Origin of the sequence: Jeotgalicoccus meleagridis (assembly GCF_903994045.1) — a bacterium.
Lineage (GTDB): Bacteria > Bacillota > Bacilli > Staphylococcales > Salinicoccaceae > Jeotgalicoccus > Jeotgalicoccus meleagridis.
Window position 1 is genome coordinate 581,143 of sequence record NZ_CAJEWD010000008.1, and the last position, 24,687, is coordinate 605,829.

Sequence of the window (24,687 nt, forward strand, 5' to 3'; positions counted from 1 at the left end):
CTTGTTATCGTTTACACAAACTTTAAACAAACAAATAAAAAACCCTCTAAAGTTTTCACTTTAGAGGGAAAAATTAATTATTCTCTATTTCTACGATCGACATTTTTACGTCTAGTTTGAGTTGGATCTTCACGATCAACATCATCAAAATCTTTTAAATCTGACGAATTATTATAATCGTATTCTGGATCAATTTTTGTTAGATTATCTTCTTTTTTATAGTCTTCTTCATCAATACGATCAAATTTTCTAGTACTTTCGATATCATCAGCTTCATTATCATTTACATAGCCGTAATTATCGTTTTCTTTTTCATATTCTTTAATATCTTGATCTTGAACAGTTGTTTTCGCTTCTCTTTCTCTATACACAGGCTCTTCTCTTGTTGGACTATACGTTTCTTCAGCTTGTGCATGTCTGACAACTTTATCTTTTCTAGCAAATAGTAAAATTGCAGCAATTACAAAGAATAGTGATGTCACCAAAGTAACAAATAATGGTGCTGCCATTACTGCTGCGATCAGTAATAAAATACCTGATAAAATTCGACGTTTCATATTTAATAAACCAAGTAGTGCAATAATTAATGGAAATGCGAGATACAAGGCTACTGCCCATACATTACCAAGTGAATCAATTGTCATATCAATCACAGTTTGTGGGTCCATACCCTGTAAATCAACATTTGCCAACTGTTCTTCTAAGTTTACCGTAAGTTGATTAATGGTTGCTTGGTCATTCATAGTAACTAATGAGAAAAACAAGATACCTACTGTAATTGCTAGTAATATTATCCAACCTAGCCAACCGAATATTTTTTCAGCAATACGGCTTACTGGTTTAACTGTCTGTACATATTCTTTAGCCATATTTTTTCCTCCTAATTTTGTATACATTTCAATACCCATATTTTACTGCCTTTAATCAAGGGAGCCTTAAAATTCTAGAAAAGTGCATGCTTCTTTAAAGCTGAGTTTAAAATGATATTTAAATTCTATGGCTTAATAATCTGATCTACTTCACTGTCTTTAAGTTGTTTTATCAGTTTAAATGGTGCCATACCACTTACCTTTTCAAAGTCTTTAAAGATTGTTTTTTCTTCAGCTTTTGATGGCACAATATCTTTAAAATCCTTATATGCTTCAGATAGCTTACCAGCAAGAATACCTTCTGTATAACCTATTTCAATCGCTTGATAAAAAGACATTACATGCAAAATTTCTTCAGTTGACCAATCGAGGTCTAAGGGATATGAATATTCTTTGTTTTCCATACTATCTCTCCTAAAAAATAAAGATCAGAGTATATATACCCTGATCTTTTTGTCTTTATTCTTAATATTACATTGAGTGAATTGGACGACCTAGAGCAACTTCAGCTGCTTCCATTGGAATTTCACCTAGAGTTGGGTGAGCATGAATTGTCAATGCGATATCTTCTAATGTCATGCCTGTCTCAACTGCAAGTCCAAGTTCAGAAATGATATCCGAAGCACCATTTCCTGCAACTTGCGCACCGAGTACAAGTCCATCTTCTTTACGTGCTACAACTTTTACGAAGCCATCAGTTTTATTTAGTCCAAGTGCACGCCCATTAGCTTGGAATGGGAATTTACCTGAAACAACTTCAAAACCTTCTTCTTTTGCTTGTGATTCATTAAGTCCCACAGTCGCAAGTTCAGGCTCAGTAAAGCATACAGCTGGCATTGCAAGATAATCAACTTCTGATTTTTCTCCAGCAATCGCTTCTGCAGCAACTTTTGCTTCATAACTTGCTTTATGAGCAAGTGGTGTACCAGGGACAATATCCCCGATAGCATAAATATTAGAAATGCTTGTACGAGATTGTTTATCTACTTCAATCAGACCGCGGTCTGTCATCTTAAGTCCAAGTTCTTCTAAACCTAGTTCATCAGTATTTGGACGACGACCTACTGTTACTAAGACATAATCGGCTTCAACTTCATGAGTTTCACCTTTAGCCTCATAAGTCACTTTCACACCATTATCTGTTTCTTCAGCTGATTGAGCCATTGCTTTTGTAACCACTTTTGCATTTTTAGATTTAAGATTTTTCTTAACTAATTGAGTCATTTGTTTTTCAAAGCCGCCTAAAATATCAGGTGTACCTTCTAGAATAGTTACCTCTGTACCGAAGTTAGCATAAGCTGAGCCAAGTTCAGTACCGATGTATCCTCCACCGATAACGACTAATTTTTTTGGTACGTCTTCAAGTGCTAGTGCTCCCGTTGAATCAAGAATTCGTCCACCAAATTTAAAGCCAGGAATCTCAATTGGTCTAGAACCAGTTGCAATAATAGCATTTTTAAACTCATAAGTTTGAGATTGTTTTTCATCCATTACTTTAAGTTTATTACTATCTACAAAATAAGCTTCGCCTTGAACAACATTAACCTTGTTACCTTTAAGTAGCATTTCTACGCCACCAACAAGTTTGTTAACTACACTATCTTTGAATTCTTGAACTTTAGAGAAGTCTAATTTGACACCTTCTGTAATCACACCCATATCTTCAGAGTGCTGTGCTTCATGGTAACGATGTGCAGATGAAATCATAGCTTTAGATGGAATACAACCAACGTTTAGACATACTCCACCGACTTTGTTTTTCTCAACTAAAGTAACATTTTGACCAAGTTGTGCTGCTCTGATTGCGGCTACATATCCACCAGGACCTGCACCGATTACAATTGTGTCTGTTTCAACAGGAAAATCTCCAACTACCATTAACTATCCCTCCATTAGTAATAAATCCGGATTATTCAGTAAACGTTTAATATGATTTAAAGCACTTTGTGCTGTTGCTCCGTCAATTTGTCTATGGTCATAGCTTAATGACAAGGCTAGCACACGGGCAGGTACAACTTCACCGTCCCTAACAATTGCTTGTTCTTCAATACGACCAATTCCTAAGATAGCTACTTCAGGTTGATTAATAACTGGTGTAAACCATTTACCACCTTCAGAACCTAAGTTAGAAATCGTTACAGATCCACCCTTCATTTCTTCTGATGTCAACTTACCATCACGGGCTTTAGTAGCTAATGTTGAAATTTCATCAGAAATTTCAAACATAGATAGCTGGTTGGCGTTCTTAATAACTGGAACGACAAGGCCTCTGTCTGTATCTGCAGCAATACCTACATTATAATAATATTTTTGAATGACTTCAAATGTTTCATTATCAATAGAAGTATTCAAGACTGGGTATTTCTTAAGTGCAGAAACTAAAGCTTTAACAACATAAGGAAGGAAAGTTAATTTAACGCCTTCTTCAGCTGCAATTTCTTTGAATTTCTTTCTGTGATCCCATAGGTCATCAACAACAACTTCATCAATGTGTGTAACGTGTGGTGAAGTGTGTTTAGAATTGACCATTGCTTTAGCAATTGCTTTACGCATACCAGACATGCTTTCACGAGTCTCTAAAGCAGAAGTATCCTGCGATGGGCTCGCTACTTTAGTACTTTCACTTGAAGCCACTTCTTCGTCTTTTTCTTTAGAAGTTGCTTCTGTGCTTTCTTGGCCGAAGTTTTCAATATCTTCTTTTAAGACGCGTCCATTTTTACCGCTGCCTGTTACTTCTTTTATATTGACACCTTGTTCACGCGCAAATTTTCTAACAGAAGGCATGGCGATAACAATTGTATCATCAGACGACTTATCTTCATCTTTTGCATTCTCTTTAGGTGCATCTTCATTTGGTGATTTTTCTGAAGCCTTTTCTTCATCTGCAGGTTTAGCAGCATCATCTGCTGGTTTTTTACTTTCTTCATCTTTAGAAGCATCTTCTGTGCTTTCTTCACCACTGTCTTCGCTACCGTCATCTATAGTAACAATTGTTGTTCCTACAGTAGTCACATCACCTTCGTCAAAGTGAATTTTTGAGACTGTACCGTCAACAGGTGATGGAATCTCAACAACAGCTTTATCGTTTTGGATTTCTACTAATACGTCATCTTCTTTGATGGAATCACCTTCAGCTACTAACCATTTAGCGATTTCACCTTCGTGGATTCCCTCCCCAATATCTGGGAGCTTAAACTCATAAGCCATATCTATTCCTCCTATCTTCTTATGTTTAGAATTCTAATGTTTCTTTTGCACGTTCTACGATATCATCTTTGTTCGGTAACCAAACACTTTCAGCTTGTGTAAATGGATATACAGTATCTGGTGCAGTAACACGTAAGATTGGAGCTTCTAAGTGGAGGATTGCACGTTCTGATAACTCAGATACAACATTTGCTGCAATGCCCGCTTGACGTTGCGCTTCTTGAATAACCACTGCACGGTTAGTTTTCTTCACTGATTCTACTAATGTCTCATAGTCAACTGGAGATACCGTGCGTAAGTCAATGACTTCCGCTTTGATATCTTCTTCAGCTAATTGATCAGCTGCTTTAATTGCTTCTTGAACCATAGCGCCATATGCGATTAAAGTCACATCTTCACCTTCACGTTTGACACTTGCTTTACCAATTTCAACTTCGTATTCCTCTTCCGGTACATCTTCACGGAAAGAACGATACAACTTCATGTGCTCTAAGAAGATTACTGGATCTTCTGAACGGATCGCTGAGATTAATAAACCTTTTGCATCGATTGGATTCGATGGAATAACAACTTTTAGGCCTGGTGTTTGAGCCATTAAGCCTTCAAGTGAGTCAGCGTGTAATTCTGGAGTGTTTACCCCACCACCAAATGGCGCTCTTACAACGATAGGTGTCTTTTTAGATGCACCAGAACGAATTCTGTGACGTGCGATTTGTCCTGCAATTCCATCCATTGCTTCAAAAAGGAAGCCAAAGAATTGAATCTCTACTACTGGGCGATAGTTTTCTAGAGTCAAACCAAGTCCAAGTGAAACTATTGCACTTTCAGCAAGTGGCGTATCAAAGACACGGTCTTCTCCGAATTCTTCTTGTAGACCTTCAGTCGCACGGAATACACCGCCGTTAACTCCAATATCCTCACCAAAGACTAGCACATCTTCATCATTTTTTAATTCTGTCGCCATAGCATTTGTGATTGCTTGAATCATCGTCATTTGTGCCATATTATTTTGACTCCTTCCCTTTGTAGTACTCATACTGTTCTTGTAAGTTTGATGGCATCTCATCGTACATTAATTCCATCAAGCCTGTAACAGTTTGTTTTTCTGTAGCATCCGCTTCTTTAATAGCAGCTTTAATTTCTTCTTTAGCTTTTTCAATTACTTCTTCTTCTTGTTCCTTAGTCCATAAATCTTTACCTTCTAGATAAGTACGGAAACGAACAAGTGGATCTTTTTTCTCCCAATCAGAGTCTTCGTCTGAAGTTCTGTAACGAGTTGGGTCATCCCCTGCCATTGTGTGTGGACCATAACGATAAGTTAATGCCTCAATTAGAGTTGGTCCTTCACCTTTAACTGCACGGTCACGTGCATCTTTAGTCGCTACATAAACTGCAAGTGGATCCATACCATCTACTTGGATACCAGGGATACCAGCAGCTACGGCTTTTTGTGCAAGTGTTTTTGCTTTTGATTGTAATTCTCTTGGCGTTGAGATCGCATAGTTGTTATTTTGAATAACGAAGATTGCTGGTACGTCATAGGCCCCTGCAAAGTTAATTCCTTCATAGAAGTCACCTTGTGACGTTCCGCCATCACCTGTATAAGTGATTGCGACATTCTCTTTGCCACGTTTTTTAAGTCCTAATGCAACTCCAGCAGTTTGCACGTATTGTGCACCGATAATAATTTGTGGACTTAAAGCATTTACACCTTCAGGGAATTGGTTACCTTTATAGTGTCCGCGAGAGAATAAGAAAGCCTTAGTCAATGGAAGACCATGCCAAATTAACTGTGGAACATCACGATAACCTGGTAAGACATAATCCCCTTCTGATAATGCATAGTGACTAGCAATTTGCGATGCTTCTTGACCTGCAGTTGGTGCAAAGAAACCAAGACGTCCTTGGCGATTTAGGGCTGTTGATCTTTCATCAAGTACTCTCGTCCAAACCATTCTAGTCATTAATTCTACAAGCTCGTCATCCGATAAATCTGGGACTAAGTCTTCATTTACGACCTCTCCCTTTTCATTTAAGATTTGAAGCATTTCAAATTTCTCTTCAACCTCAGATAGAACATCCACCGGACTAAATTTATCTTGTGCTGCCATGTGTGTTCACATTCCCTTCTTAATATGATTAATTATCTTCATTTTAACATAGTACTGTTATAACTGTAAGCAATTTAAAATTGCAACAGACTGATACAGCCTAATTATGGCACCGTTTTCACATATGGTACAGTTAAAACTGTTATAGTAACACCGTTTAGTTTTCTTCAAGAATAGATTCAATCTCTGCTTTGATTTGATTTACTTTTTCTGTTTCTTTAGAAAAATCTTGGGAGGCTTGGCTCATCGGTTCGCTAAAACTGGCAATTTCATTTAAGTGTTCATCTATGACCTCTTGTGTCACTTCATCCTCACCAAGGTATTCAAATAAGGCTGTTTCACTTTCTAGAGCGTCTGTATAAGTTTGGTTTAATGCTTCATGAGCAGCAAATCTAGCATCCATAGCCGCAATTAATGAATCAGCTTCATTTTTATAAGATTCATCAGATATATCCTCAGCTGTTTCTTTAGCATCTTCAAATGTTTCTTTAGCCTTGTTAACCATTTCCGCTTCTTCATCTAATAAGCTTTGTCTTTCCTCAGTGTTCTCTATTAATTGAGGACTTAGATCATTTATCTCTTCAAGGTTTGCCTCGTTCAATTCGTTTTGCAAGTCTGCTTTCTCTTTTTCTAATTCATTATACTGTTCATTAACATCAGCTAAGTCACTTTCTTCAGTTAAACTCTTACTAAAATCGTCATAGAAATCGTTCAACTCTGATTCTGCATTATTACATGCTGATAAAAATAACAGCATCCCCATTAGTGCTATACTAAATTTTTTCACCTAGGCTTACCTCCGTATAATTTTCTTTAATAGTTGACATTATCATTTTAACGTAACTTTATAGTATAATAAACAGATGATTGATTTTAGGAGGTAATGTCATGCTAACAATGGCAGATATTGTACGTGATGGTGCACCTATTTTACGTACAAAAACAAAAATCGTTGATCCTATCGATGATGAAACAGTAGAACAACTAAAAAGTATGAGACAATATCTCGTCAATTCACAAAATCCTAAAACCAGTGAGGAATACGGGCTTAGACCCGGTGTTGGACTTGCAGCACCTCAGATTGGTCTTGATAAACGCATGCTTGCTATTTACGTTGAAGATGAAGATGGTAATGCGGAGTATGACTATATGCTCATTAACCCGAAAGTAAAAAGTCACTCTGTTACTGAGACCTATTTACCAAACGGTGAAGGATGCTTAAGTGTAGACGAGGATATCGAAGGAATTGTTCAGCGTAAGAAACGCATAAAAGTAGAAGCTCAAACTATTGATGGAAAAACAATCGAAGTTAAAGCGAATGGCTTTCTTGCTGTCGTCTTACAACACGAACTCGATCACTTAGATGGTATAATGTTCTACGATCATATCGATAAAGATCATCCTTTTGAAGCAAGTAATAATGCCAAACCTTTAGAATAGGTATTAATGCTCGAAGGAATGTTCATAAACTATAAGTAAACGGCTATTAAAATCTTCTCTAAGGTTTTAATAGCCGTTTGTTTGATTCAAGTATTATTTAGACTTCTTATAAGAATTCATCTTGTCTAATATGATATCTAACATTTTTTTCATTCAGTTTAAGAATCAAGTTGTCCATCTCATCTTCATTTAAAAATACAGGGTCTACAGCATGGGGTACATATTGATCTTCACCGAGATTGTCAAAATTATCGTCGTATAAAAAATTGACAACGACCGTATTTTCTCTCACGTTAAATTCCAAGCCTGTAAAGACTTTGTCCTCGCGACTTTGTTCTTCTTTAACAGCTTTCATTATTCCTTCAGTATTCATGTCTCTCATCTCCCTTAATATCATTATAAAGTCTTTGCAAGTCCTGAGTCTATATTGTAAAATGATAGTAAGTATATAAGGGTGTGATAACATGCTGAAAAAATTACTTGATAAGCTCAAGAAGAAATTGAAAAGCATTCTGGGCAAAGAAGGGTTATCGCCGAACGAATATATGAAGGGAAAATAGACCTCATATAATGTGCCTTGATAATTTATAAGGCACATATTTTTATGATTAAGAGATCATTAATAAATTTATAAAACATATAAAAAGGAGTCATAAATATGACAGTATTTAAAGTATTTTTCCAAGAGGATTTGAATACACGTATCATCAGAGAAGATACACAAATTTGCTATATAGAAGCAAACACAGAAGAAGAAGTTCGTAAATCTATGAAAGATTCTAACCGCAATATAGAATTCATCCAGGCCCTTAGTCCCGCTCACCTGGAATACGAACAAAATAACAACGATGACTTTGAAATAGAGTCAATTTAAATATGACTTTAGAATCAAATGAAGTTGGTGTTTTTTCTCTAGGGGGACTCGGAGAAATCGGGAAGAATACGTACTGTATTGAATACAAAGACGAAATCATCATGATTGACGCAGGGGTAAAATTCCCAACTGATGATGAACTTGGTGTTGACTACGTCATTCCTGATTACACTTACTTAAAAGAAAATGAACACAAAATTAGTGCACTGATTGTTACACATGGTCACGAAGATCACATCGGTGGTATTCCTTTCCTATTACGTCAAATATCAGTTCCAATTTATTCAGGTCCTTTAGCACTTGGCCTAATTAGAAATAAATTAGATGAACACAACCTTTTGAGCCGTGCCGAATTGATTCCAATCGATGAAGATAGCGTCCTTAAGTTTAAGCATATGGATATCGAATTCTACTTGACTACTCACTCTATTCCAGAAGCATATGGAGTCATCATCAGAACACCTGAAGGAAATATCGTTCATACTGGTGATTTTAAATTTGACTTTACACCTGTCGGTGAACCAGCTAACTTAGCGAAGATGGCAAAACTTGGTGAAGAAGGTGTCTTACTTCTCCTATCAGATTCAACCAATGCCACTGTACCTAATTTCACAATTAGTGAAAAAGAAGTCGGTCAAAACGTCGAAGATATCTTTAGAAAATGTAAAGGACGTATTATCTTCGCCACATTTGCTTCTAATATATATCGAGTACAACAAGCAATTGAAGCAGCTGTCAAATTTGACCGTAAGATTTGTGTCTTTGGACGCAGCATGGAAAACAATATAAAGATTGGCCAAGAGCTTGGTTATATCACTGCACCACCTGAGACTTTTATCGAACCAAAAATGATTAATAAGATTGAAAAACATAAAGTTCTTATTCTTTGTACAGGTTCACAAGGTGAGCCTATGGCGGCACTATCTCGTATTGCAAATGGTACACATAGACAAATCAGTATCATTCCTGAAGACACTGTAGTATTTTCTTCATCACCAATTCCAGGTAATACACTCAGTGTGAATAGAACAATCAATGCTTTATACAAAGCAGGTGCTGATGTGATTCACGGTAAACTTTCTAACATCCATACTTCTGGGCATGGTTCCCAAGAAGAACAAAAGCTGATGTTAAGATTAATGCAACCGAAATTCTTTATGCCAATCCATGGTGAATACCGCATGCTCGACTTACATCGTCAACTTGCTATCTCTACAGGTGTTAAAGAAGATAATATCTTCGTCTTTGAAATCGGTGATGTTTTAGCCGTTACAAAAGACAGTGCACGGTTCTCTCATAGAGTTCAAGCAGGAACTGTATTTGTAGACGGTAATGGTATTGGTGATATTGGTAATATCGTCTTAAGAGACCGTAAGTCACTGTCTGAAGAAGGATTAGCTGTAGTTGTCTTAACCATTGACTTTGCCAGTGGAGAGCTACTTAGTGGACCAGATATTATCTCACGTGGCTTTGTCTACATGAGAGAGTCATACGGCTTAATCAGAAGTGCTGAAAAGAAAATTAAAGATGAGGTTAAATCTCTCTTAAATTCAAAAGACAATGTTGAATGGTATAACGTTAAACAATTGATTATAGAAGAGCTTAGTGGCTTCTTATACAACAAAACAAAACGTCGTCCTATGATTTTACCGATTATTATGAGAGTCAATGACGATAAGTAAAAAAATCCTGTAAATCAAAAAAAGATTTACAGGATTTTTTATGTCTATTTTAATTTTTCCATACGATCTTCAAAAATACCAAGCTGTCTGTCTGTACCAATCAAGATAAGAATATCACCTTCAATAATCTTTGCATCAGGATCTGGACTGACAATGATATCATGGTCTCTTTTAATTGCAATAATACTAATTCCATATTTTTCTCTTAACTCTAAGTCGAGTATACGTTTTGATTCAAACTTTTTACTCGCACTAAATTCGATGATTGAGTGATTATGATTGACCTCTAGATATTCAACAACAGATGATGACACCAGTCTGTGGGCAACTCGTCGACCCATATCTCTTTCTGGATGAATGACCAAATCAGCACCTATTTTCTCTAACACCCGTCCGTGATGAGAGGTCTGTGCTTTCGCTGTTACTTTTTTTACACCTAAATCCTTTAGGATCAAGGTAGTTAAAATACTCGCTTGAATATTATCACCTATAGCGACAATCACATTATCATAGTTATCAATGCCAATATTTTTCAACATCGCTTCATCTGTAGAATCTCCAATAATGCCTTCTGCTGAATAATCTTGATATTCGTTCACTCGATTTTCATCTTTATCTATTACAAGAACATCAACATCCATTGCATCTAACTCATGGACAATACTACCACCAAAGCGACCCAGTCCAATAACAGCGATTTCTTTTTTCATAATCTCTACCTACTCTACTTACTAATATTTTTTATTTCCTTTAACATAATCCTTATCAAATAAGAATAATCTCGCTAATAACACGATACTAGGAATTAATAATAGTAAACCTAAGGCGAAAACAATTGTCAATGCAAAAGCCATATTTTCATTAACAATGGAAGTACTGATGTCTATATACGGATAAACAATGTAAGGGAGCTTACTGATACCGTATCCGAAAAATGCAAAGCCATATTGCAACATAATCATTACAAAAGCAGTTCCATAATTTCTACGTCTATAGATCAAATACACAGCAATTAACATCGCAAGTAAACTTAAACCAAATAAATACCAGTAGTTTTGTGCATTTTCAAAGTGAACTGGATTATGATCCCTTAGTCCTAAAAATACAAATTGTGTAATGACTAAAGTTGGAAGTGTCCATATCAAATACCATGTGCGTGTTAAATCAGTTGCTTTTTTATCTTCTGCTTTAGCAGCATAGAATGTTAGAAATCCACTGGAAATATATAAGACTGAAATAATGGCTAAGAATACCACTGACCATCCATAGGTAGAAAATAGTAATTCATCGACCATTAAATCAATACCTTCGGCAGTTTCTTTTATATAGCCACCTTCAGAAATAACCAGTGCAATAGATAGGGATGCTGGAATTAACAGTCCTGTAATTCCGTAAAGTGCATCCCAGGTCAATTTTCTTTCAGTATTATAAGAGTTGAAAGCGTAATAGGCTCCGCGAATTGATAGTAAAATCAAAGCGATTGAACCTGGTAATAAGAGTGTTGTTCCTAAATAATAAGCTGTATCAGGATAAAAACCAACAATTCCAACGAAGAAGAAAACAAAGAAGACGTTGGTTGTTTCCCAGACAGGATTTAAATATCTAGAAATAATTGGACTGATAATATTATCGTCACCAGTTAACTTCGAATAGAAGTTAAAGAATCCAGCTCCAAAATCAATTGAAGCGATAATCACGTAAAGATATAAGAAGCTCCAGAGCACCGTAATACCAATAATCTCGTAATCTAAAGTCATGGTAATAATCGACCTCCACTTCCATCTTCAGCTTTAATTCCACTTTCACCATACCAAGAGATTTTCTCTTCTTCTGCAGATTTATCTTTGAACATTTTAACTAAAACATATATACATGTCACACCTAAAACTGCATAAAGTATAGCGAATAGAATCAAGGTAATGCCTAGACCATCAGCCTGTGTAACTGCGTCAGACACTCTCATATAACCTCTTACAATCCAAGGCTGACGTCCCATTTCTGCTAAGAACCATCCTGCCTCAATTGCAAGGAATGATAAAGGTCCAGTTAGAGCATATAAATATAATAAAATCGGATGGTGCTCATTAATTTTCGTCCATTTCTTAGTCAGCTTAGCTAGGAAATAAACGATTGAAACGCCTAGAGCATAAGTACCAAAGAAGACCATTAAATCAAAGAAGTAATGGATAATCAGTGGTGGCCGTTCATCCTCTGGAATATCATTTAGCCCAGTTACTTCAGTGTCTACAGAATTACCAGCTAAAATACTCAGCACCCAAGGGATACGTAATTCATATTTCACTTCTTGGGTCTCTTCATCTAAGATTCCAAATAAGACAAGGTCAGCACGGTCCTCTGTTTCAAAGTGCCATTCAAAAGCAGCTAATTTTTCTGGTTGTTCTTCGTGTAAGAATTTAGCAGAGAAGTCACCAGCTAATAAGGTTAACAATGCTGTGATGACACCAATTGACATCATCACCTTCAAGCCTTTTTTATGGTACTCTTTATCTTCGACAAATTTGACGCGTAATAATTTTACTGCTGAAATAGTTGCCATTAAGAAAGCAATCGTCATATAAGCAGTCACCACAACATGGAATACTCTAACCCACGTTGATGGATTTAGCATTGCTGCGACTGGATCAATATTTAAAAATTCACCATCTACAAAATCAAAACCTGCTGGTGTATTCATAAATGAGTTAACAGTTGTAATAAAGACAGCTGATAAGGTTGACCCTATAACAATTGGAATCGTCAATAACCAGTGGTTGAACTGATTTTTAAATCGATCCCATGTATATAAATAGATACCTAGGAAAATCGCTTCAAAGAAGAAGGCGAAAGTTTCCATAAACAATGGTAGAGCAATGATCTGACCACCTAATCTCATAAAATCAGGCCAGATTAGAGATAGTTGCAGACCAATAATAGTTCCTGTTACTACCCCAACAGCAACCGTAACCGTATAGCCCTTAGCAATTCTTCGAGCCATGGTTAAATAGTGTGCGTCTTGTTTTTTAATTCCTAAAAACTCTAACACCATAAATATGATTGGAACTCCTACACCGATAGTTGCAAATATAATATGAAAGCTGAGTGTTAAACCTGTCAGTGTACGTCCAATTAGAGCCTCATCCATTTTTTTCACCCCGTATTCATAATCCCAATTATAATACTATTACCCTGTTGATTTAAATGGCATGCAAAAAGAAAGAATGACATATTTGTGAAAATTTTAACATATTTATGTCTGTTCAGTAGAAATTTTCACTCGCGAGTGGAAATACAGGCCGATTACAACCATAACCAAGAGACTTGTGATTGCAATTCTTGAAGCGATCGTGCCAAAGTCTGCTAAGACAAGCGTAATACTTCCGTAAATGAATGGTCCAACAATAGCACTCATCTTTGCTGAAAAAGCAAATAATCCAAAGAATTGTCCTTCATGTCCTTCTGGAGCAAGTTCGATAATAATCGTTCTTGAAACCACCCATACAGAACCCATGGCGACTCCAAATAAACTCGCCGCTAACCAGAAGGTCCACATTGGTAATGGTAATGCAGCGATTGTAATGGCGATTGCCAAGACGAGTCCGATTAAACTAAAAGTAGGTTTTGAACCATATTTCTGGTTGATAAAACCAAAAACAAAAGCACCTATTATAGAAAATAGTGTGGCTACCATAAACACAATCAAGAATTGTGAAGCTTCAAAGCCAACCACGGTTGTCGCATAAGGTTGCATCATAGCAATCGCTGTGGCGAGTGCATCATTGATAAAAAAGTAAGCAATCATAAAATAAAATATTGATGGATGGTTCTTTGCCTCTAAGAATGATTGATATACTTCCTTGTAGCCAGATAAAAATGATGTTTTTCTAGTTTTCTTTTTAACTGGATCTTTATTTATGATAAAAATAGGCAGTGAAAATAGTAAGAAGAGCAGCCCACTCAACCAAAATGCATTATGAATCGGCGCCTCACCAACGATCAATAGTACAGAAAAAATTCCAAACAGCGTTCCTAAATAACCAAGCGCTACTCCAAACCCTGAAATTAAAGGTACTTCTTTTTTATTTCCTAAGGAAGATAGCATACCATCATAAAATATATTGCCTGAACCATAAGTAAACTTAGCAAAGACAAAGAATAGGATGGTGATGAATAATCCATTTGGAATACCAAAAATTGTTGAACTATTGACCCCACCAAAAATCCCCATTCCTATAGACAGAATAACTGTCAATATAGTGAATATGATGATGTATTTAACTTTCTTACCAGTTCGATCCATTAAAACACCAAACAAGGGAGAAAAAATAATAAGTAAAATAGCTGAAAAAGCGTTAGCGTATGCAATAATTGTTGATGAAATCTGTTCTAATCTTGCATCTGTTCCTATAATTTCTGTAATATATTGAGGAAAAAACAAGGTCACAATGTTAGCTGAAAATATAGTGTTACTGAAGTCGTAAAGTGCCCAAGCAAGGACTGGTAAAGACAAAAATAAGGCTAGTGGTTTTCTACTTTTATCCGTCATAACACACCTCTATAAAATATTGTAAAAAAAACATGCAGAAATTCTCTGCATGTCCAGTTTATACTATAATATTTAATTTTAAGTTAAGTTTAAATATTCTTCGATTAAATACACGACATCTTCTCCGCTGTCTACTTGTAAGGCAGCTTCAGCAAGATGTTCCATATCTGTCTTTTTTATCTTAGAAACATAATCTCTGGTTTGTAATACCTTTTTAGAAGTTACTGACAGCTCATCTATTCCAAAACCAATTAATAAGGCAATTGATTTTTCGTCACAGGCCATCTCTCCACATATACCAACCCATTTGTTATTCTTTTGCCCACTATCTATCACTTTGTTTATTAAGTTTAAGACACTCGGGTGATACGGTTGATATAGATCACTCACTTGACTATTCAAACGATCTGCAGCCATAGTGTATTGAATTAAATCGTTAGATCCAATCGAAAAGAAATCTGCATATTTTGCAAGTTGATCAGATATTATAGCAGCAGAAGGTGTTTCTACCATAATTCCAGTAGAAATCTCCTCAAGCTTCTCTTTAATTTCTGCTTCAAATCTTTCCTTTTCTTCTATGAGTAAAGCCTTAGCACGATTAAATTCATCGAGCGTAGTAATCATTGGGAACATCACTTTTAAGTTACCATGTTGGCTTGCTCTAACCAAAGCGCGGAGTTGTGTTCTAAACAATTCTTCATTTTTTAGTAAGAATCGAATCGAGCGTTCCCCTAAAAATGGATTTGATTCTTTAGGTAAGTTTAAATAAGATAATTCCTTGTCTCCACCAATATCTAAGGTTCTAATAATAACAGGTTTATCCTTAGCCGCTTCTAAAACAGTTTTATACGCTTGGAACTGCTCTTCTTCTGAGGGCAAGTTCATACGGTTCATATACAAGAACTCTGTACGATAAAGCCCTACACCTTCAGCGTCATTATTTAGAAAATCATTGACGTCTTCTGGCCCTTTAATATTTGCAAACAAGTTAATCTTAATACCATCAATCGTTTTAGTTTCTTGGCCAATCCACTCTTTTAACTCGTTCTGTCTCTCTTTTTTCATCTTTTCTTTTTCACTATAGGCAGCCATTTCAACCTCGGTAGGTTGTAAGATAACATCTCCAGAAAAACCATCTACGATTAAATTATCTCCTGGTGTTACCTTTTCTAAAATATTATCTATTTCTGAGACGAGTGGAATGTTTAAACTTCTAGCAATAATCGCTGCATGACTCGTTGAACCGCCTTTAGCAGTAATAATTCCATTGACGTATTTTGTATCTAATTGAGCTGATGCGGAAGGTGTTAACTCTTCAGCAACAACAATTACAGGTTCATCCGTATTTTGAAAATCTGTTAATTCAATGCCTTGAATATTAGCGATTAGACGTTGACTAACATCTTTAATGTCTAAAGCTCGGGCTCTCATATAATCTGAACTTAGAGTCTCAAACTGGCTAACATATTCTTCTCCTGCTAATTTAATAGCAAATTCTGCCTTTTGAAGATTTTCTATATGTTCAACGATTAATTTATTAAAACCCGGATCATCTAACATCATAATATGCGCATCAAAAATAGCAGCACTATCTTCGTCAAGATGTTCGCCGACATTATCTCTCAGCTTTCTTAGTTGGATGTGAGCTTTTTGGATACTATCTTTGAATGATTTTATTTCATTTTTAATTTGGCTAGATTCTATTTTTTCATCTGAAATATTAATCTCTGCCTGCTCGGAAATAATCACACTACCAAAGCCAATTCCTTCACTCAAGTTTTTACCTGTAATGATTTCTGGCATTATTCAGTCAGTCCTTCACTAGATAAAGTTTCTGAAATTGCTGTAAGCGCATCTTCTTCATCTTTACCGTCAGCGTAAATTGTCACTTCTGCTCCTTTACCAACACCTAGAGACATAACGCCCATAATTGATTTTAAATTAACTTTCTTACTGTTGTACTCGAGTTCAATATCAGACTCAAATTTTGTAGCTGTCTGTACTAAGATTGTAGCTGGTCGGGCATGAATTCCCGTCTCATCTATAATTAAAAATGACTTACTCTGCATTGTGGTTACTCCTTTTAAGTGTGAATTTTTTGATATATTACACTTATTTTACAACATTTTTATGATTCTTGCATGGAAGTGTCAACAATTTTTGAATTTAAGTAGTCGACACACTTAGCAATATGGTCTTCACCAAGTTTTTTCATTAGGAAATAAGATACTAAAGCTGTTGTTCCTTGTGTTGCAATTGGTATGATTCCGAACTTACCACTTGAACTTCTTTGTTTTTTGCCTATTTTATTCACGACAAATCCAATAGACTTTCTAGCAGCAAATTCACCAGCTACACTTGAAATCATAACTGCAGCACGTGTTTTCATATCATCACTGTATTTGGTCACTTCATCATGACTCACACCAAAAATCTCTTCGATTTCATCTGTAATTTCGTTCATCATTTTCATATCCGTACCAACGTCTAGTAGTGGAATTGGTAAGGCTGCTGCAAGAGCTGAGTACTTAGCTTTTGATTTTACTAGTTCTAAGGCCTCTTCTTTACGTTCTTCTATTTGTGAATAAGTTAGTTCTTCAGACATAATATCTACTCCTTTAAAAATTACTATCTAGATACTATACCCATTTTGATAAGTTTTAACTTATTATTCCTTGATTACAGATAAAAATTTGTGAATGATACTTGCCGCTAAGGCACTAGTTCTATCACCAATGTCTAATGGTGGAGATACTTCTGATATATCAAAGCTTCTTAAATTCTCTAAAGTCGCAAAAGTCTTTACTAAGCGATGGATTTCTTCTGGAGTGTAGCCGTTTGGACTCGGCGCACTCACTCCAGGTGCTGAAGCTTCTAGAACGGAGTCCATGCAAAGTGTCATAATGACACTATCGTATGATTTTAGTTTCTGATAAACCTCTTCTATAACTGATGCTTCTCTCACTTGATCAATTGTGTAGTATTTAACTCCAAAGTGATCAGCAGTTTCAAACAGTGTCTTGGTATTTCCTTGTGGCTGTATACCTAAAACAAAGTAGTCTGCATCTTTATCTTCAGATAAAATTTGATGAAACATCGTACCTGATGATGGTCTTTCATCTCTTAAATCAAAATGCGCGTCAAAATTTAACAGTGCAATATTCCCTTTAAAAGCAGTTCTCGCGCCAAGATAGTGTCCGTAAAAAGTCTCATGGCCACCGCCAATAATTATTGGTGTTGCACCGTTAAGATAGATTGGTTCAAGTATTTGACCTAGAGCGCTTTGACTTTCTTTTAAATCTGCATCCCCTATAACTGTTCCTGAGTCATAGATGTCCGAATCATAAGCATATGAAGCAAGTTTTTCTCTCACTTTAAACGGTCCTTTACTTGCCCCGAGTCTCCCCTTATTTCGTCTAACACCTTCTTCAGAAGAAAAACCTACTATGACTGGAACATTTTTTTCATCGTTATAGTCTTTAACGACTTGATGAAACCTTTCCTTTATACTCTCGTTATCCACTCTACCTTGATAATCATACTTTTCGATCTTTTTCATTTCTATTAGCCCCTTTAAATTCCTTAAAGATACTTATTAATAACAGTGGTGTAAGCACTCCGACTAAAAATATATTGAACGGTAGGATGAAAAGTGACAACTCAACATCTTTAAACAAAGTGATATACAAGCTGACAGTGACATATAGCCACAGGGCAAAAATGATAATCATTTGTCTATGATAGTGAGTTTTTCTGAATAAAACCATGACTGTAAAATAAATGTACAGTACTGCTAAAAGAAGCGCTATAAATAGATTGACCCATTCATAGATCGTCTGCATATCGCTCAGTTTAAAATAGCCCTCTACAAATACACCATTACGATTATTAAATTCTAAAAAGATAAAAAATAATGCCAGTATCCCTAAAATTAGTTCAAGATAAGATACTTTAAACCAACTTGGTAAGTCAATCTCAAAAAAGTTTTTCACTTTATCAATGACTTTATTTCTAAAATTATATAACTTTTCAGAAAATCCGAGATACTTATCTAATTTACTAGTGTCGATGGTTTTCCTCTTTTTATTTAAACGAGAAAGTACTTCACCATCATCAGTCACTGGTTTTTTAAGTAAGTTATTTGCTTTTAATAAAAACACTCCAACCCAAAGCGACATATACGATGATATCCATACTATTGCTAAAAATAAGTTGACTGATAAAACATCTGTCGGCGTAATCGTTCTTTCAATGCTTGAATAAACTGAGTTCTGAGTAAAGAAATAAGCTAGTCCGTAGAAAAATAGGATGATCATATAATGTTCTTTACGGTGTTTATCGTTTAGATACTCTTTAAAAATACTGTAGAGCCAGTGAATGATAAAGGCAAAAAGAAATAAGAAGGCCCAATTACCATACACAGACGTCATTAATATAGTGGTCACTATAAATAAAACTAAAGATAGACCTAAAAAGAAAAAGGTTAAAGGAACATCATATTTAGTTGTCGTTCTTATCCAAGAAGCGATTTTAAACATGCCTAATCCGAAGAGCAGCATTAAAATACCGCCGACAATCGGAAATCCACCAATCATCATGGACAGCATATTGGATACCTCAACAAAAAAAGCATTAATTAAATCGAGGATAGTATCAATCTTATCTTCTGAAACGGGTATTTCTTCGTTTCTAATTGCATTGGTATTAAATAATATAAAAAGACCTAAAATAATAAAGAAAAGCCCAAGCAATATACTTATTATAACCTCAGTAGAATTCTTCAGTTTTGTTAACATATTGTCACCTCTATCGTAACTAGTATATAAAATAATAAATAAAATTTCATTTCTCATCATTTTATGTTTAAACATTGTTTAAAAAGGATATCTAACAGTAACAGATAATAATATAAATGATATTCAATAGACATAGAACATAAAATTGAAAAGCAAACATGACAAGGCATTATTATATCATTTTTGATGCTTCAACTCATGTAAAAAGCGACGATAAATACTTATCGCCGCTTTTTTTATTTGATTAAAATTGCTCTGTGAGCAATATCCTGTCTATAGAATACATCTTTTTCATCAAAAGTTATTTCTTCAATCGTTCTATAGGCTGAACTTAAGGCTTCAGAAATGGTTTTTCCACTCCCAGTCACTAACATGATACGGCCGCCCGCTGATATATAATCACCATCTTCTGTTTGACGAATACCTGAGATGTAAGATTTCTCCATAATATTGTCGTCAAAGTCAATTCGGATGCCTGCTTTATATTCGTATGGGTAACCAGCAGTTGCCAACATTACACCCACAGTATAGCCAGCTTTCCAATCGATATTAATTGGTTTTTTGGCTTTAACATCTTCTAGTAAACAAGCAAAATCAGATTCAATCATAGAAAATAATACTTGAGCTTCAGGATCTCCAAATCTAGCATTGTACTCAAGAACCTTAACACCATCTTCAGTAATCATGGCACCTAAGTATAAAACACCGAAGTAATTTAAATCCTCTTCGACCATAGCTGACACAGTCGGTTTTATAATCTTCTCTATTGTCTCAAGTCTAATTGACTCACTGATGTGTGTGACCGGCGCATATGCACCCATTCCACCAGTATTTGGTCCTTCATTTTTACCAAAAGCACTCTTATGATCTTGTGCGATTAATTCAAAAGTATGTGAGTAATCTTCATTGACTAAGACCATGAGTGAAAACTCTTCACCATCTAAAAACTCTTCAAAGATAAGCGGCTTCATCTTGCTATCGTCATGATCATCAGCTTCATAAAGATTATCAAGCGCTTTTAGAGCTTGTTCTTTGGAATTAACAACCACAACACCCTTCCCTTCACTTAAACCATCTTTTTTAATGACATAAGGTGGATTTGCATGCTCTATATAAGATTTCGCTTCAGCTAAATCTGTAAAAACCTTAAAATCTGCTGTTGGTATATTATATTTTTTAAGTAAATTTTTTGTGAAGCTCTTGCTTGTTTCCATTTGAGCTTCTTTTTTTCTTGGTCCAAAAACTGTTAACCCGTGTTCATCGATTAAAAAGTCTGCAAGTCCAAGTGATAACGGCTCAGCATCCCCAATTATGACCCAGTCCACTTGTCTTTCTATGCAAATTCCGGCGATTGCATCAAAATCTTTTTCTGATACTCGGTACATGACCTCGCATATATCCTTCATCCCTGCATTCCCAGGTATAGCATAGATATTATCTACACTTTTTGATTTTGCTAACATTTTGACAAGGGCATGCTCTCTTCCACCTTTGCCAATAACTGCAACGTTCATAGTGATTCCCCTTTCAATACTGTTACACATTTGTAATATGAACTTAACATCAGTATATCTTAATTTTTTATCGACTACTAATTTCTTGACGGAAAACATCAACTATTTTCATAGCTTTTTCTTATGAACTTAGAGATAATGTAATTGAGAAACTTTAAGGGAGGATTTAATTAATGACTGCAGAATTATTGAATGGTCGCGAAATCGCTAAAGATTATCGCGCAGGATTACAAGAAGAAGTAGAAAAATTAAAATCACAAGGTATTGTACCAAACCTTACTGTTGTTATAGTAGGAAATGACGGTGCCTCATTGAGTTATGTTCGCTCGAAAAATAAGGCAGCTGAAAAAATTGGCATGGCATCAGATATCGTTCACTTAGACGAAGATACATCTGAAGAAGATCTACTAGCTAAGATTGACGAATTAAATCACGATGATAAGGTTAGTGGAATTTTAGTTCAAGTACCACTACCTAAACAAATCGATGAAAATAAAGTATTAGAAGCTATTGCACCACATAAAGATGTGGATGGATTTAGCCCAGTTAACATTGGTAGATTATATACTGGTCAACGTACATTTGTACCATGTACGCCACTTGGAATTATGGAATTATTAAAACACACAGGGTCACTAGAAGGTAAGACTGTAGCAGTAGTCGGTCGTTCACACATCGTTGGACAACCCGTTGCTAAATTACTAACTAATGAAAACGCAACTGTAACATTGATGCACTCACGTACTAAAGATATGGTTAGCCAATTAAAAGACTTTGACGTCGTCGTAAGTGCAGTTGGTAAACCAGGATTAATTTCTGGTAAAGACCTTAAAGAAGGTGCGATTGTAATCGACGTTGGTAACACAGTCGTTGATGACAAGCTCGTTGGTGATGTTGATTTTGAAAGTGCTAAAGAAGTAGCAAGCTACATTACACCAGTTCCTGGTGGTGTAGGTCCATTAACAATTACAATGGTCTTAAATAACACACTATTAGCTGCAAAGTGGCATAACGGCTTAGAATAAGAAAAATAAATGGATAGGAGCTGGGGCATATGTCCCAGCTCCTTATTTAAAAAGCTCTGAAAAGTCTATTGAGCGTGTCAAAAATGATGTCGAATAGACAAATCTATGTAAAAAATTAATTGAGCCAAATCATCTCTCTCTTATCAATGTTTGTCTAGTGACTACATTGTAATGTAGAGATCTGATTTGGCTCTTTTTCTTTATGACACAATCTAAGAGTTTCTCTCTGCACCAAGATTTTACCCTCTTAAAATAATATATACGAGATAAACTGCATAGAATACTATTAAAATGACACCTTCGATTTTGGTAAGTTTTTTTCTCCACAAGGCTAAAACTAACAGTAAAACTGTTGCGCCTATAAGGATCCAACCATCGACGAGGAAGTTGCCACTAACATTTAAAGGTTCGATTGTCGCAGAGAGTCCTGCTACGAAGAAAATGTTGAAAATATTACTTCCGACAATGTTACCTATTGCTATAGATGCCTCACCTTTTAAGGCTGCGGTAATCGACGTGACAAGTTCAGGTAGTGATGTACCAATTGCTACAATCGTTAAACCAACAAGTGCTTGACTCATACCAAGACTAATTGCTATTGATGAAGCATTGGAAACAACCATTTCCCCACCAAAAATAATACCTAGTAATCCAAGGGTAAATAACACGATACTTTTTGGCCAAGACATATTCTGGCTATCTTCTTCACTACGTGCTTCTTTTAAATGTTTAGAACGCTTTGTCTTAATTAGAATATAAAAGATAAACAATACTATACCAGCTAAAAGAATAATCCCATCGACTCTACCTACAACATTTGTTGGACTGGAAAATAGAATCGCATCAGACATCAATATCAATAAGAGTCCAGCTGCAATTAATGAATATGGTAATTCTCTAGTACGAGTCTGTCTTTCAATGACTAAGGTTGAAACCATGGCAGTAATACCAAGAAGTAAAGTAATATTAACAATGTTACTTCCAATTATATTACCGAGCACCATGTCCCCATTACCATCTAAGGCAGCAATGATACTGACAACAGCTTCTGGTGCACTAGTACCAAAAGCGACTATAGTCAGACCAACTACCATTGGAGATACATTTAGTTTTTCAGCCATTGAAGAGGCGCCATCAACGAAGAAATCAGCACCTTTAATTAATAATAAAAATCCTATTACAAGTAAAATCCACTCCATATGCGTTCTCCTTCTATCTTATTCTTGGTTGTATGATAAGCTTGTGCTAAAATTTAAGTAAATCTTGTCGATATTTTTGGAGGTGTGTCTCGTGAATTCAGAGACTCTAATTAAATTTATGGTCGGTATCTTACCTCTGGCTCCAGCGGCTGCTACTTATATAAGTGAAGATAGTCAAACCGTAACAGAAAGTCAAAGCCAAGAGAACTACACAGGACCAACCATGGAAGAAGAGATCAATAGTCATTCAGGAAACTTACCTGCTATAAAAAATGTTGAGAATATCAACGTTAAAAATGGAGAGGATTTCGATCCACTCGCTGGTGTCTATGCTGTAGACTCAACCGATGGAGACCTAACCGATGAGATAGAAGTGACTGAAAATACAGTCGATACTTCAGTCAATGGTTCATATAATGTTACATATCGTGTTGAGAACTCCAAGGGCGGCTACTATTCTTATGTGAGAGTTGTCACTGTATCAGACAGTGAAAGTAGTCCAATACCAAGCATTCCTAAAACGTCAGCTTCACAAGATAAAAAATCTTCCAGCACTGAAACTAGTGAAGTTGAGTTTACAGGTGTTGAAGATTTAACTATCAGTGTTGGTGAGAACTTCGAAGCAAAAGACGGTGTCAGTGTGACAGACCTTGATGGAACAGATATCTCTAATCAAGTCTATGTGTCAGGTGAAGTCGACAATCAGACACCTGGTGAATACACTATAGCCTATGCTGTATTCGATATATTCGGTAACCCTTCAGCGGTTGCTAGAACCATTACTGTCCAATAAGAAAAGACTGCAGAAGACTACTGCAGTCTTTTTTACTTTAAGCTAATTGACGTTTAATTTCTCCATTAAACTCATCTAAATCTTTTGGTGTGCGGCTAGTTACTAGGTTTCCGCAAACTTCTAATGCTTTATCATCCCAATTAGCACCAGCATTAATTAAATCATTTTTTACGTTTTTAACACTAGTGACATGTCTATCTTTTAGAAGATCAGTATCTACTAATAATTGTGGCCCATGACATATTGCAAATACTGGTTTATCAGCTTCTAGGAAATGACGTGAAAATTTTGCAAATCGATCTTCACTGTCTCCTCTTAATCCATCAGGTGAAAATCCACCAGGAATTAATAATGCGTCATAGTCATCAGCTGAAACATCTCCAATGGAATAGTCCGCTTCAAATTTACCACCTTTTTTACCTTCAACAGTTGAACCATCTGGTGAAATTACAACTACTTCGTGACCTTCAGCCTCCATAGCTTCTTTAGGGCTAGTATATTCGATATCTTCCACTAAATCTGTCATAATTACTGCAACTTTTTTAGACATTATTCATTCCTCCACTAAATTTTTTTCTAATATATTATTTCCCCTATATGATTTTTTAAAACATAAAAAGACTTATGGATCTCC

General features: G+C 35.7%; 25 protein-coding genes. 5 read left to right on the plus strand and 20 right to left on the minus strand.

The window, feature by feature from the left end; translation table 11 throughout:
* Window positions 1–77: 77 nt before the first annotated feature.
* The 7 genes from JEOSCH030_RS08510 to JEOSCH030_RS08540 all read right to left on the minus strand — a co-directional run bounded on the left by JEOSCH030_RS08510 (window position 78) and on the right by JEOSCH030_RS08540 (window position 6,974).
* Complete coding sequence (locus JEOSCH030_RS08510) at window positions 78–869, minus strand: DUF4064 domain-containing protein (RefSeq protein WP_185126191.1); 792 nt, start codon at window positions 867–869, stop codon at window positions 78–80.
* Between the two features lie 125 nt (window positions 870–994).
* On the minus strand, window positions 995–1,273 hold the full coding sequence (locus JEOSCH030_RS08515; RefSeq protein WP_185126193.1) for a UPF0223 family protein: 279 nt from the start codon (window positions 1,271–1,273) through the stop codon (window positions 995–997).
* A 67-nt stretch (window positions 1,274–1,340) separates the two neighbouring features.
* On the minus strand, window positions 1,341–2,747 hold the full coding sequence (lpdA, locus tag JEOSCH030_RS08520; RefSeq protein WP_185126195.1) for a dihydrolipoyl dehydrogenase: 1,407 nt from the start codon (window positions 2,745–2,747) through the stop codon (window positions 1,341–1,343).
* Window positions 2,748–2,750: 3 nt separating this feature from the next.
* The gene (locus tag JEOSCH030_RS08525; RefSeq protein ID WP_185126196.1) at window positions 2,751–4,076 is read right to left on the minus strand and encodes a dihydrolipoamide acetyltransferase family protein; all 1,326 of its coding nucleotides are present in this window, start codon (window positions 4,074–4,076) and stop codon (window positions 2,751–2,753) included.
* Window positions 4,077–4,101: 25 nt separating this feature from the next.
* Window positions 4,102–5,079, minus strand: coding sequence for an alpha-ketoacid dehydrogenase subunit beta (locus JEOSCH030_RS08530; RefSeq protein WP_185126197.1), 978 nt, complete (start codon window positions 5,077–5,079; stop codon window positions 4,102–4,104).
* A 1-nt stretch (window position 5,080) separates the two neighbouring features.
* Window positions 5,081–6,187, minus strand: coding sequence for a pyruvate dehydrogenase (acetyl-transferring) E1 component subunit alpha (gene pdhA / locus JEOSCH030_RS08535; protein ID WP_185126199.1), 1,107 nt, complete (start codon window positions 6,185–6,187; stop codon window positions 5,081–5,083).
* Between the two features lie 157 nt (window positions 6,188–6,344).
* On the minus strand, window positions 6,345–6,974 hold the full coding sequence (locus tag JEOSCH030_RS08540) for a YkyA family protein (protein WP_185126201.1): 630 nt from the start codon (window positions 6,972–6,974) through the stop codon (window positions 6,345–6,347).
* 101 nt (window positions 6,975–7,075) lie between these two features.
* Between JEOSCH030_RS08540 and def the strand changes: the two genes are divergently transcribed.
* Window positions 7,076–7,627: a peptide deformylase gene (gene def / locus JEOSCH030_RS08545; RefSeq protein ID WP_185126202.1), complete on the plus strand. Its 552-nt coding sequence runs from the start codon at window positions 7,076–7,078 to the stop codon at window positions 7,625–7,627.
* Between the two features lie 106 nt (window positions 7,628–7,733).
* Here the strand turns inward: def and JEOSCH030_RS08550 are convergent, their stop codons facing one another.
* The gene (locus JEOSCH030_RS08550; RefSeq protein WP_185126203.1) at window positions 7,734–8,000 is read right to left on the minus strand and encodes a hypothetical protein; all 267 of its coding nucleotides are present in this window, start codon (window positions 7,998–8,000) and stop codon (window positions 7,734–7,736) included.
* 285 nt (window positions 8,001–8,285) lie between these two features.
* Here JEOSCH030_RS08550 and JEOSCH030_RS08555 point away from each other — a divergent pair, with 285 nt between their 5' ends.
* Window positions 8,286–8,501: a DNA-dependent RNA polymerase subunit epsilon gene (locus tag JEOSCH030_RS08555; protein WP_185126205.1), complete on the plus strand. Its 216-nt coding sequence runs from the start codon at window positions 8,286–8,288 to the stop codon at window positions 8,499–8,501.
* A 2-nt stretch (window positions 8,502–8,503) separates the two neighbouring features.
* On the plus strand, window positions 8,504–10,183 hold the full coding sequence (gene rnjA, locus JEOSCH030_RS08560; RefSeq protein WP_185126206.1) for a ribonuclease J1: 1,680 nt from the start codon (window positions 8,504–8,506) through the stop codon (window positions 10,181–10,183).
* A 44-nt stretch (window positions 10,184–10,227) separates the two neighbouring features.
* Here the strand turns inward: rnjA and JEOSCH030_RS08565 are convergent, their stop codons facing one another.
* From JEOSCH030_RS08565 to purD, 10 genes are all read right to left on the minus strand, one after another.
* Window positions 10,228–10,893, minus strand: coding sequence for a potassium channel family protein (locus JEOSCH030_RS08565; RefSeq protein WP_185126208.1), 666 nt, complete (start codon window positions 10,891–10,893; stop codon window positions 10,228–10,230).
* Between the two features lie 21 nt (window positions 10,894–10,914).
* Complete coding sequence (locus JEOSCH030_RS08570) at window positions 10,915–11,940, minus strand: cytochrome d ubiquinol oxidase subunit II (RefSeq protein WP_185126209.1); 1,026 nt, start codon at window positions 11,938–11,940, stop codon at window positions 10,915–10,917.
* A complete protein-coding gene (locus tag JEOSCH030_RS08575) occupies window positions 11,937–13,325 on the minus strand; it encodes a cytochrome ubiquinol oxidase subunit I (protein WP_185126211.1) in 1,389 nt (462 codons plus the stop codon). Before JEOSCH030_RS08575 ends, JEOSCH030_RS08570 begins: the two co-directional genes overlap by 4 nt.
* Window positions 13,326–13,430: 105 nt before the next feature.
* A complete protein-coding gene (locus JEOSCH030_RS08580) occupies window positions 13,431–14,726 on the minus strand; it encodes an MFS transporter (RefSeq protein WP_185126213.1) in 1,296 nt (431 codons plus the stop codon).
* 78 nt (window positions 14,727–14,804) lie between these two features.
* Window positions 14,805–16,529 (minus strand): phosphoenolpyruvate--protein phosphotransferase, encoded by a 1,725-nt coding sequence (gene ptsP, locus JEOSCH030_RS08585; protein WP_185126215.1) that lies wholly within the window; start codon window positions 16,527–16,529, stop codon window positions 14,805–14,807.
* On the minus strand, window positions 16,529–16,795 hold the full coding sequence (locus tag JEOSCH030_RS08590; RefSeq protein WP_185126217.1) for a phosphocarrier protein HPr: 267 nt from the start codon (window positions 16,793–16,795) through the stop codon (window positions 16,529–16,531). Before JEOSCH030_RS08590 ends, ptsP begins: the two co-directional genes overlap by 1 nt.
* Window positions 16,796–16,854: 59 nt before the next feature.
* Window positions 16,855–17,331: a YcjF family protein gene (locus JEOSCH030_RS08595; RefSeq protein ID WP_235962262.1), complete on the minus strand. Its 477-nt coding sequence runs from the start codon at window positions 17,329–17,331 to the stop codon at window positions 16,855–16,857.
* A 63-nt stretch (window positions 17,332–17,394) separates the two neighbouring features.
* The gene (locus JEOSCH030_RS08600; protein WP_185126218.1) at window positions 17,395–18,285 is read right to left on the minus strand and encodes a formimidoylglutamase; all 891 of its coding nucleotides are present in this window, start codon (window positions 18,283–18,285) and stop codon (window positions 17,395–17,397) included.
* Window positions 18,263–19,522: a lipoteichoic acid stability factor AuxA gene (auxA, locus tag JEOSCH030_RS08605; protein ID WP_185126220.1), complete on the minus strand. Its 1,260-nt coding sequence runs from the start codon at window positions 19,520–19,522 to the stop codon at window positions 18,263–18,265. The genes JEOSCH030_RS08600 and auxA overlap by 23 nt, the downstream gene beginning before the upstream one ends.
* A gap of 236 nt (window positions 19,523–19,758) precedes the next feature.
* The gene (gene purD, locus JEOSCH030_RS08610) at window positions 19,759–21,036 is read right to left on the minus strand and encodes a phosphoribosylamine--glycine ligase (RefSeq protein WP_185126221.1); all 1,278 of its coding nucleotides are present in this window, start codon (window positions 21,034–21,036) and stop codon (window positions 19,759–19,761) included.
* A 173-nt stretch (window positions 21,037–21,209) separates the two neighbouring features.
* Here purD and folD point away from each other — a divergent pair, with 173 nt between their 5' ends.
* A complete protein-coding gene (folD, locus tag JEOSCH030_RS08615; RefSeq protein ID WP_185126223.1) occupies window positions 21,210–22,061 on the plus strand; it encodes a bifunctional methylenetetrahydrofolate dehydrogenase/methenyltetrahydrofolate cyclohydrolase FolD in 852 nt (283 codons plus the stop codon).
* A 239-nt stretch (window positions 22,062–22,300) separates the two neighbouring features.
* Here the strand turns inward: folD and JEOSCH030_RS08620 are convergent, their stop codons facing one another.
* Complete coding sequence (locus JEOSCH030_RS08620; protein WP_185126225.1) at window positions 22,301–23,260, minus strand: calcium/sodium antiporter; 960 nt, start codon at window positions 23,258–23,260, stop codon at window positions 22,301–22,303.
* Between the two features lie 91 nt (window positions 23,261–23,351).
* Between JEOSCH030_RS08620 and JEOSCH030_RS08625 the strand changes: the two genes are divergently transcribed.
* The gene (locus JEOSCH030_RS08625; RefSeq protein WP_185126227.1) at window positions 23,352–24,053 is read left to right on the plus strand and encodes an immunoglobulin-like domain-containing protein; all 702 of its coding nucleotides are present in this window, start codon (window positions 23,352–23,354) and stop codon (window positions 24,051–24,053) included.
* A 37-nt stretch (window positions 24,054–24,090) separates the two neighbouring features.
* On the opposite strand, the gene JEOSCH030_RS08630 is transcribed toward JEOSCH030_RS08625, so the two are convergent.
* Complete coding sequence (locus tag JEOSCH030_RS08630; RefSeq protein WP_185126228.1) at window positions 24,091–24,603, minus strand: type 1 glutamine amidotransferase domain-containing protein; 513 nt, start codon at window positions 24,601–24,603, stop codon at window positions 24,091–24,093.
* Between the last annotated feature and the right edge of the window lie 84 nt (window positions 24,604–24,687).

Excerpts from the sequence above, each read along its gene's own strand:
- JEOSCH030_RS08510 (WP_185126191.1), bottom strand. The coding sequence starts at position 869 with ATGGCTAAAGAATATGTACAGACAGTTAAACCAGTAAGCCGTATTGCT.
- JEOSCH030_RS08515 (WP_185126193.1), bottom strand. The coding sequence starts at position 1,273 with ATGGAAAACAAAGAATATTCATATCCCTTAGACCTCGATTGGTCAACT.
- lpdA (WP_185126195.1), bottom strand. The coding sequence starts at position 2,747 with ATGGTAGTTGGAGATTTTCCTGTTGAAACAGACACAATTGTAATCGGT.
- JEOSCH030_RS08525 (WP_185126196.1), bottom strand. The coding sequence starts at position 4,076 with ATGGCTTATGAGTTTAAGCTCCCAGATATTGGGGAGGGAATCCACGAA.
- JEOSCH030_RS08530 (WP_185126197.1), bottom strand. The coding sequence starts at position 5,079 with ATGGCACAAATGACGATGATTCAAGCAATCACAAATGCTATGGCGACA.
- pdhA (WP_185126199.1), bottom strand. The coding sequence starts at position 6,187 with ATGGCAGCACAAGATAAATTTAGTCCGGTGGATGTTCTATCTGAGGTT.
- def (WP_185126202.1), top strand. The coding sequence starts at position 7,076 with ATGCTAACAATGGCAGATATTGTACGTGATGGTGCACCTATTTTACGT.
- JEOSCH030_RS08550 (WP_185126203.1), bottom strand. The coding sequence starts at position 8,000 with ATGAATACTGAAGGAATAATGAAAGCTGTTAAAGAAGAACAAAGTCGC.
- JEOSCH030_RS08555 (WP_185126205.1), top strand. The coding sequence starts at position 8,286 with ATGACAGTATTTAAAGTATTTTTCCAAGAGGATTTGAATACACGTATC.
- rnjA (WP_185126206.1), top strand. The coding sequence starts at position 8,504 with ATGACTTTAGAATCAAATGAAGTTGGTGTTTTTTCTCTAGGGGGACTC.
- JEOSCH030_RS08565 (WP_185126208.1), bottom strand. The coding sequence starts at position 10,893 with ATGAAAAAAGAAATCGCTGTTATTGGACTGGGTCGCTTTGGTGGTAGT.
- JEOSCH030_RS08570 (WP_185126209.1), bottom strand. The coding sequence starts at position 11,940 with ATGACTTTAGATTACGAGATTATTGGTATTACGGTGCTCTGGAGCTTC.
- JEOSCH030_RS08575 (WP_185126211.1), bottom strand. The coding sequence starts at position 13,325 with ATGGATGAGGCTCTAATTGGACGTACACTGACAGGTTTAACACTCAGC.
- JEOSCH030_RS08580 (WP_185126213.1), bottom strand. The coding sequence starts at position 14,726 with ATGACGGATAAAAGTAGAAAACCACTAGCCTTATTTTTGTCTTTACCA.
- ptsP (WP_185126215.1), bottom strand. The coding sequence starts at position 16,529 with ATGCCAGAAATCATTACAGGTAAAAACTTGAGTGAAGGAATTGGCTTT.
- JEOSCH030_RS08590 (WP_185126217.1), bottom strand. The coding sequence starts at position 16,795 with ATGCAGAGTAAGTCATTTTTAATTATAGATGAGACGGGAATTCATGCC.
- JEOSCH030_RS08595 (WP_235962262.1), bottom strand. The coding sequence starts at position 17,331 with ATGTCTGAAGAACTAACTTATTCACAAATAGAAGAACGTAAAGAAGAG.
- JEOSCH030_RS08600 (WP_185126218.1), bottom strand. The coding sequence starts at position 18,285 with ATGAAAAAGATCGAAAAGTATGATTATCAAGGTAGAGTGGATAACGAG.
- auxA (WP_185126220.1), bottom strand. The coding sequence starts at position 19,522 with ATGTTAACAAAACTGAAGAATTCTACTGAGGTTATAATAAGTATATTG.
- purD (WP_185126221.1), bottom strand. The coding sequence starts at position 21,036 with ATGAACGTTGCAGTTATTGGCAAAGGTGGAAGAGAGCATGCCCTTGTC.
- folD (WP_185126223.1), top strand. The coding sequence starts at position 21,210 with ATGACTGCAGAATTATTGAATGGTCGCGAAATCGCTAAAGATTATCGC.
- JEOSCH030_RS08620 (WP_185126225.1), bottom strand. The coding sequence starts at position 23,260 with ATGGAGTGGATTTTACTTGTAATAGGATTTTTATTATTAATTAAAGGT.
- JEOSCH030_RS08630 (WP_185126228.1), bottom strand. The coding sequence starts at position 24,603 with ATGTCTAAAAAAGTTGCAGTAATTATGACAGATTTAGTGGAAGATATC.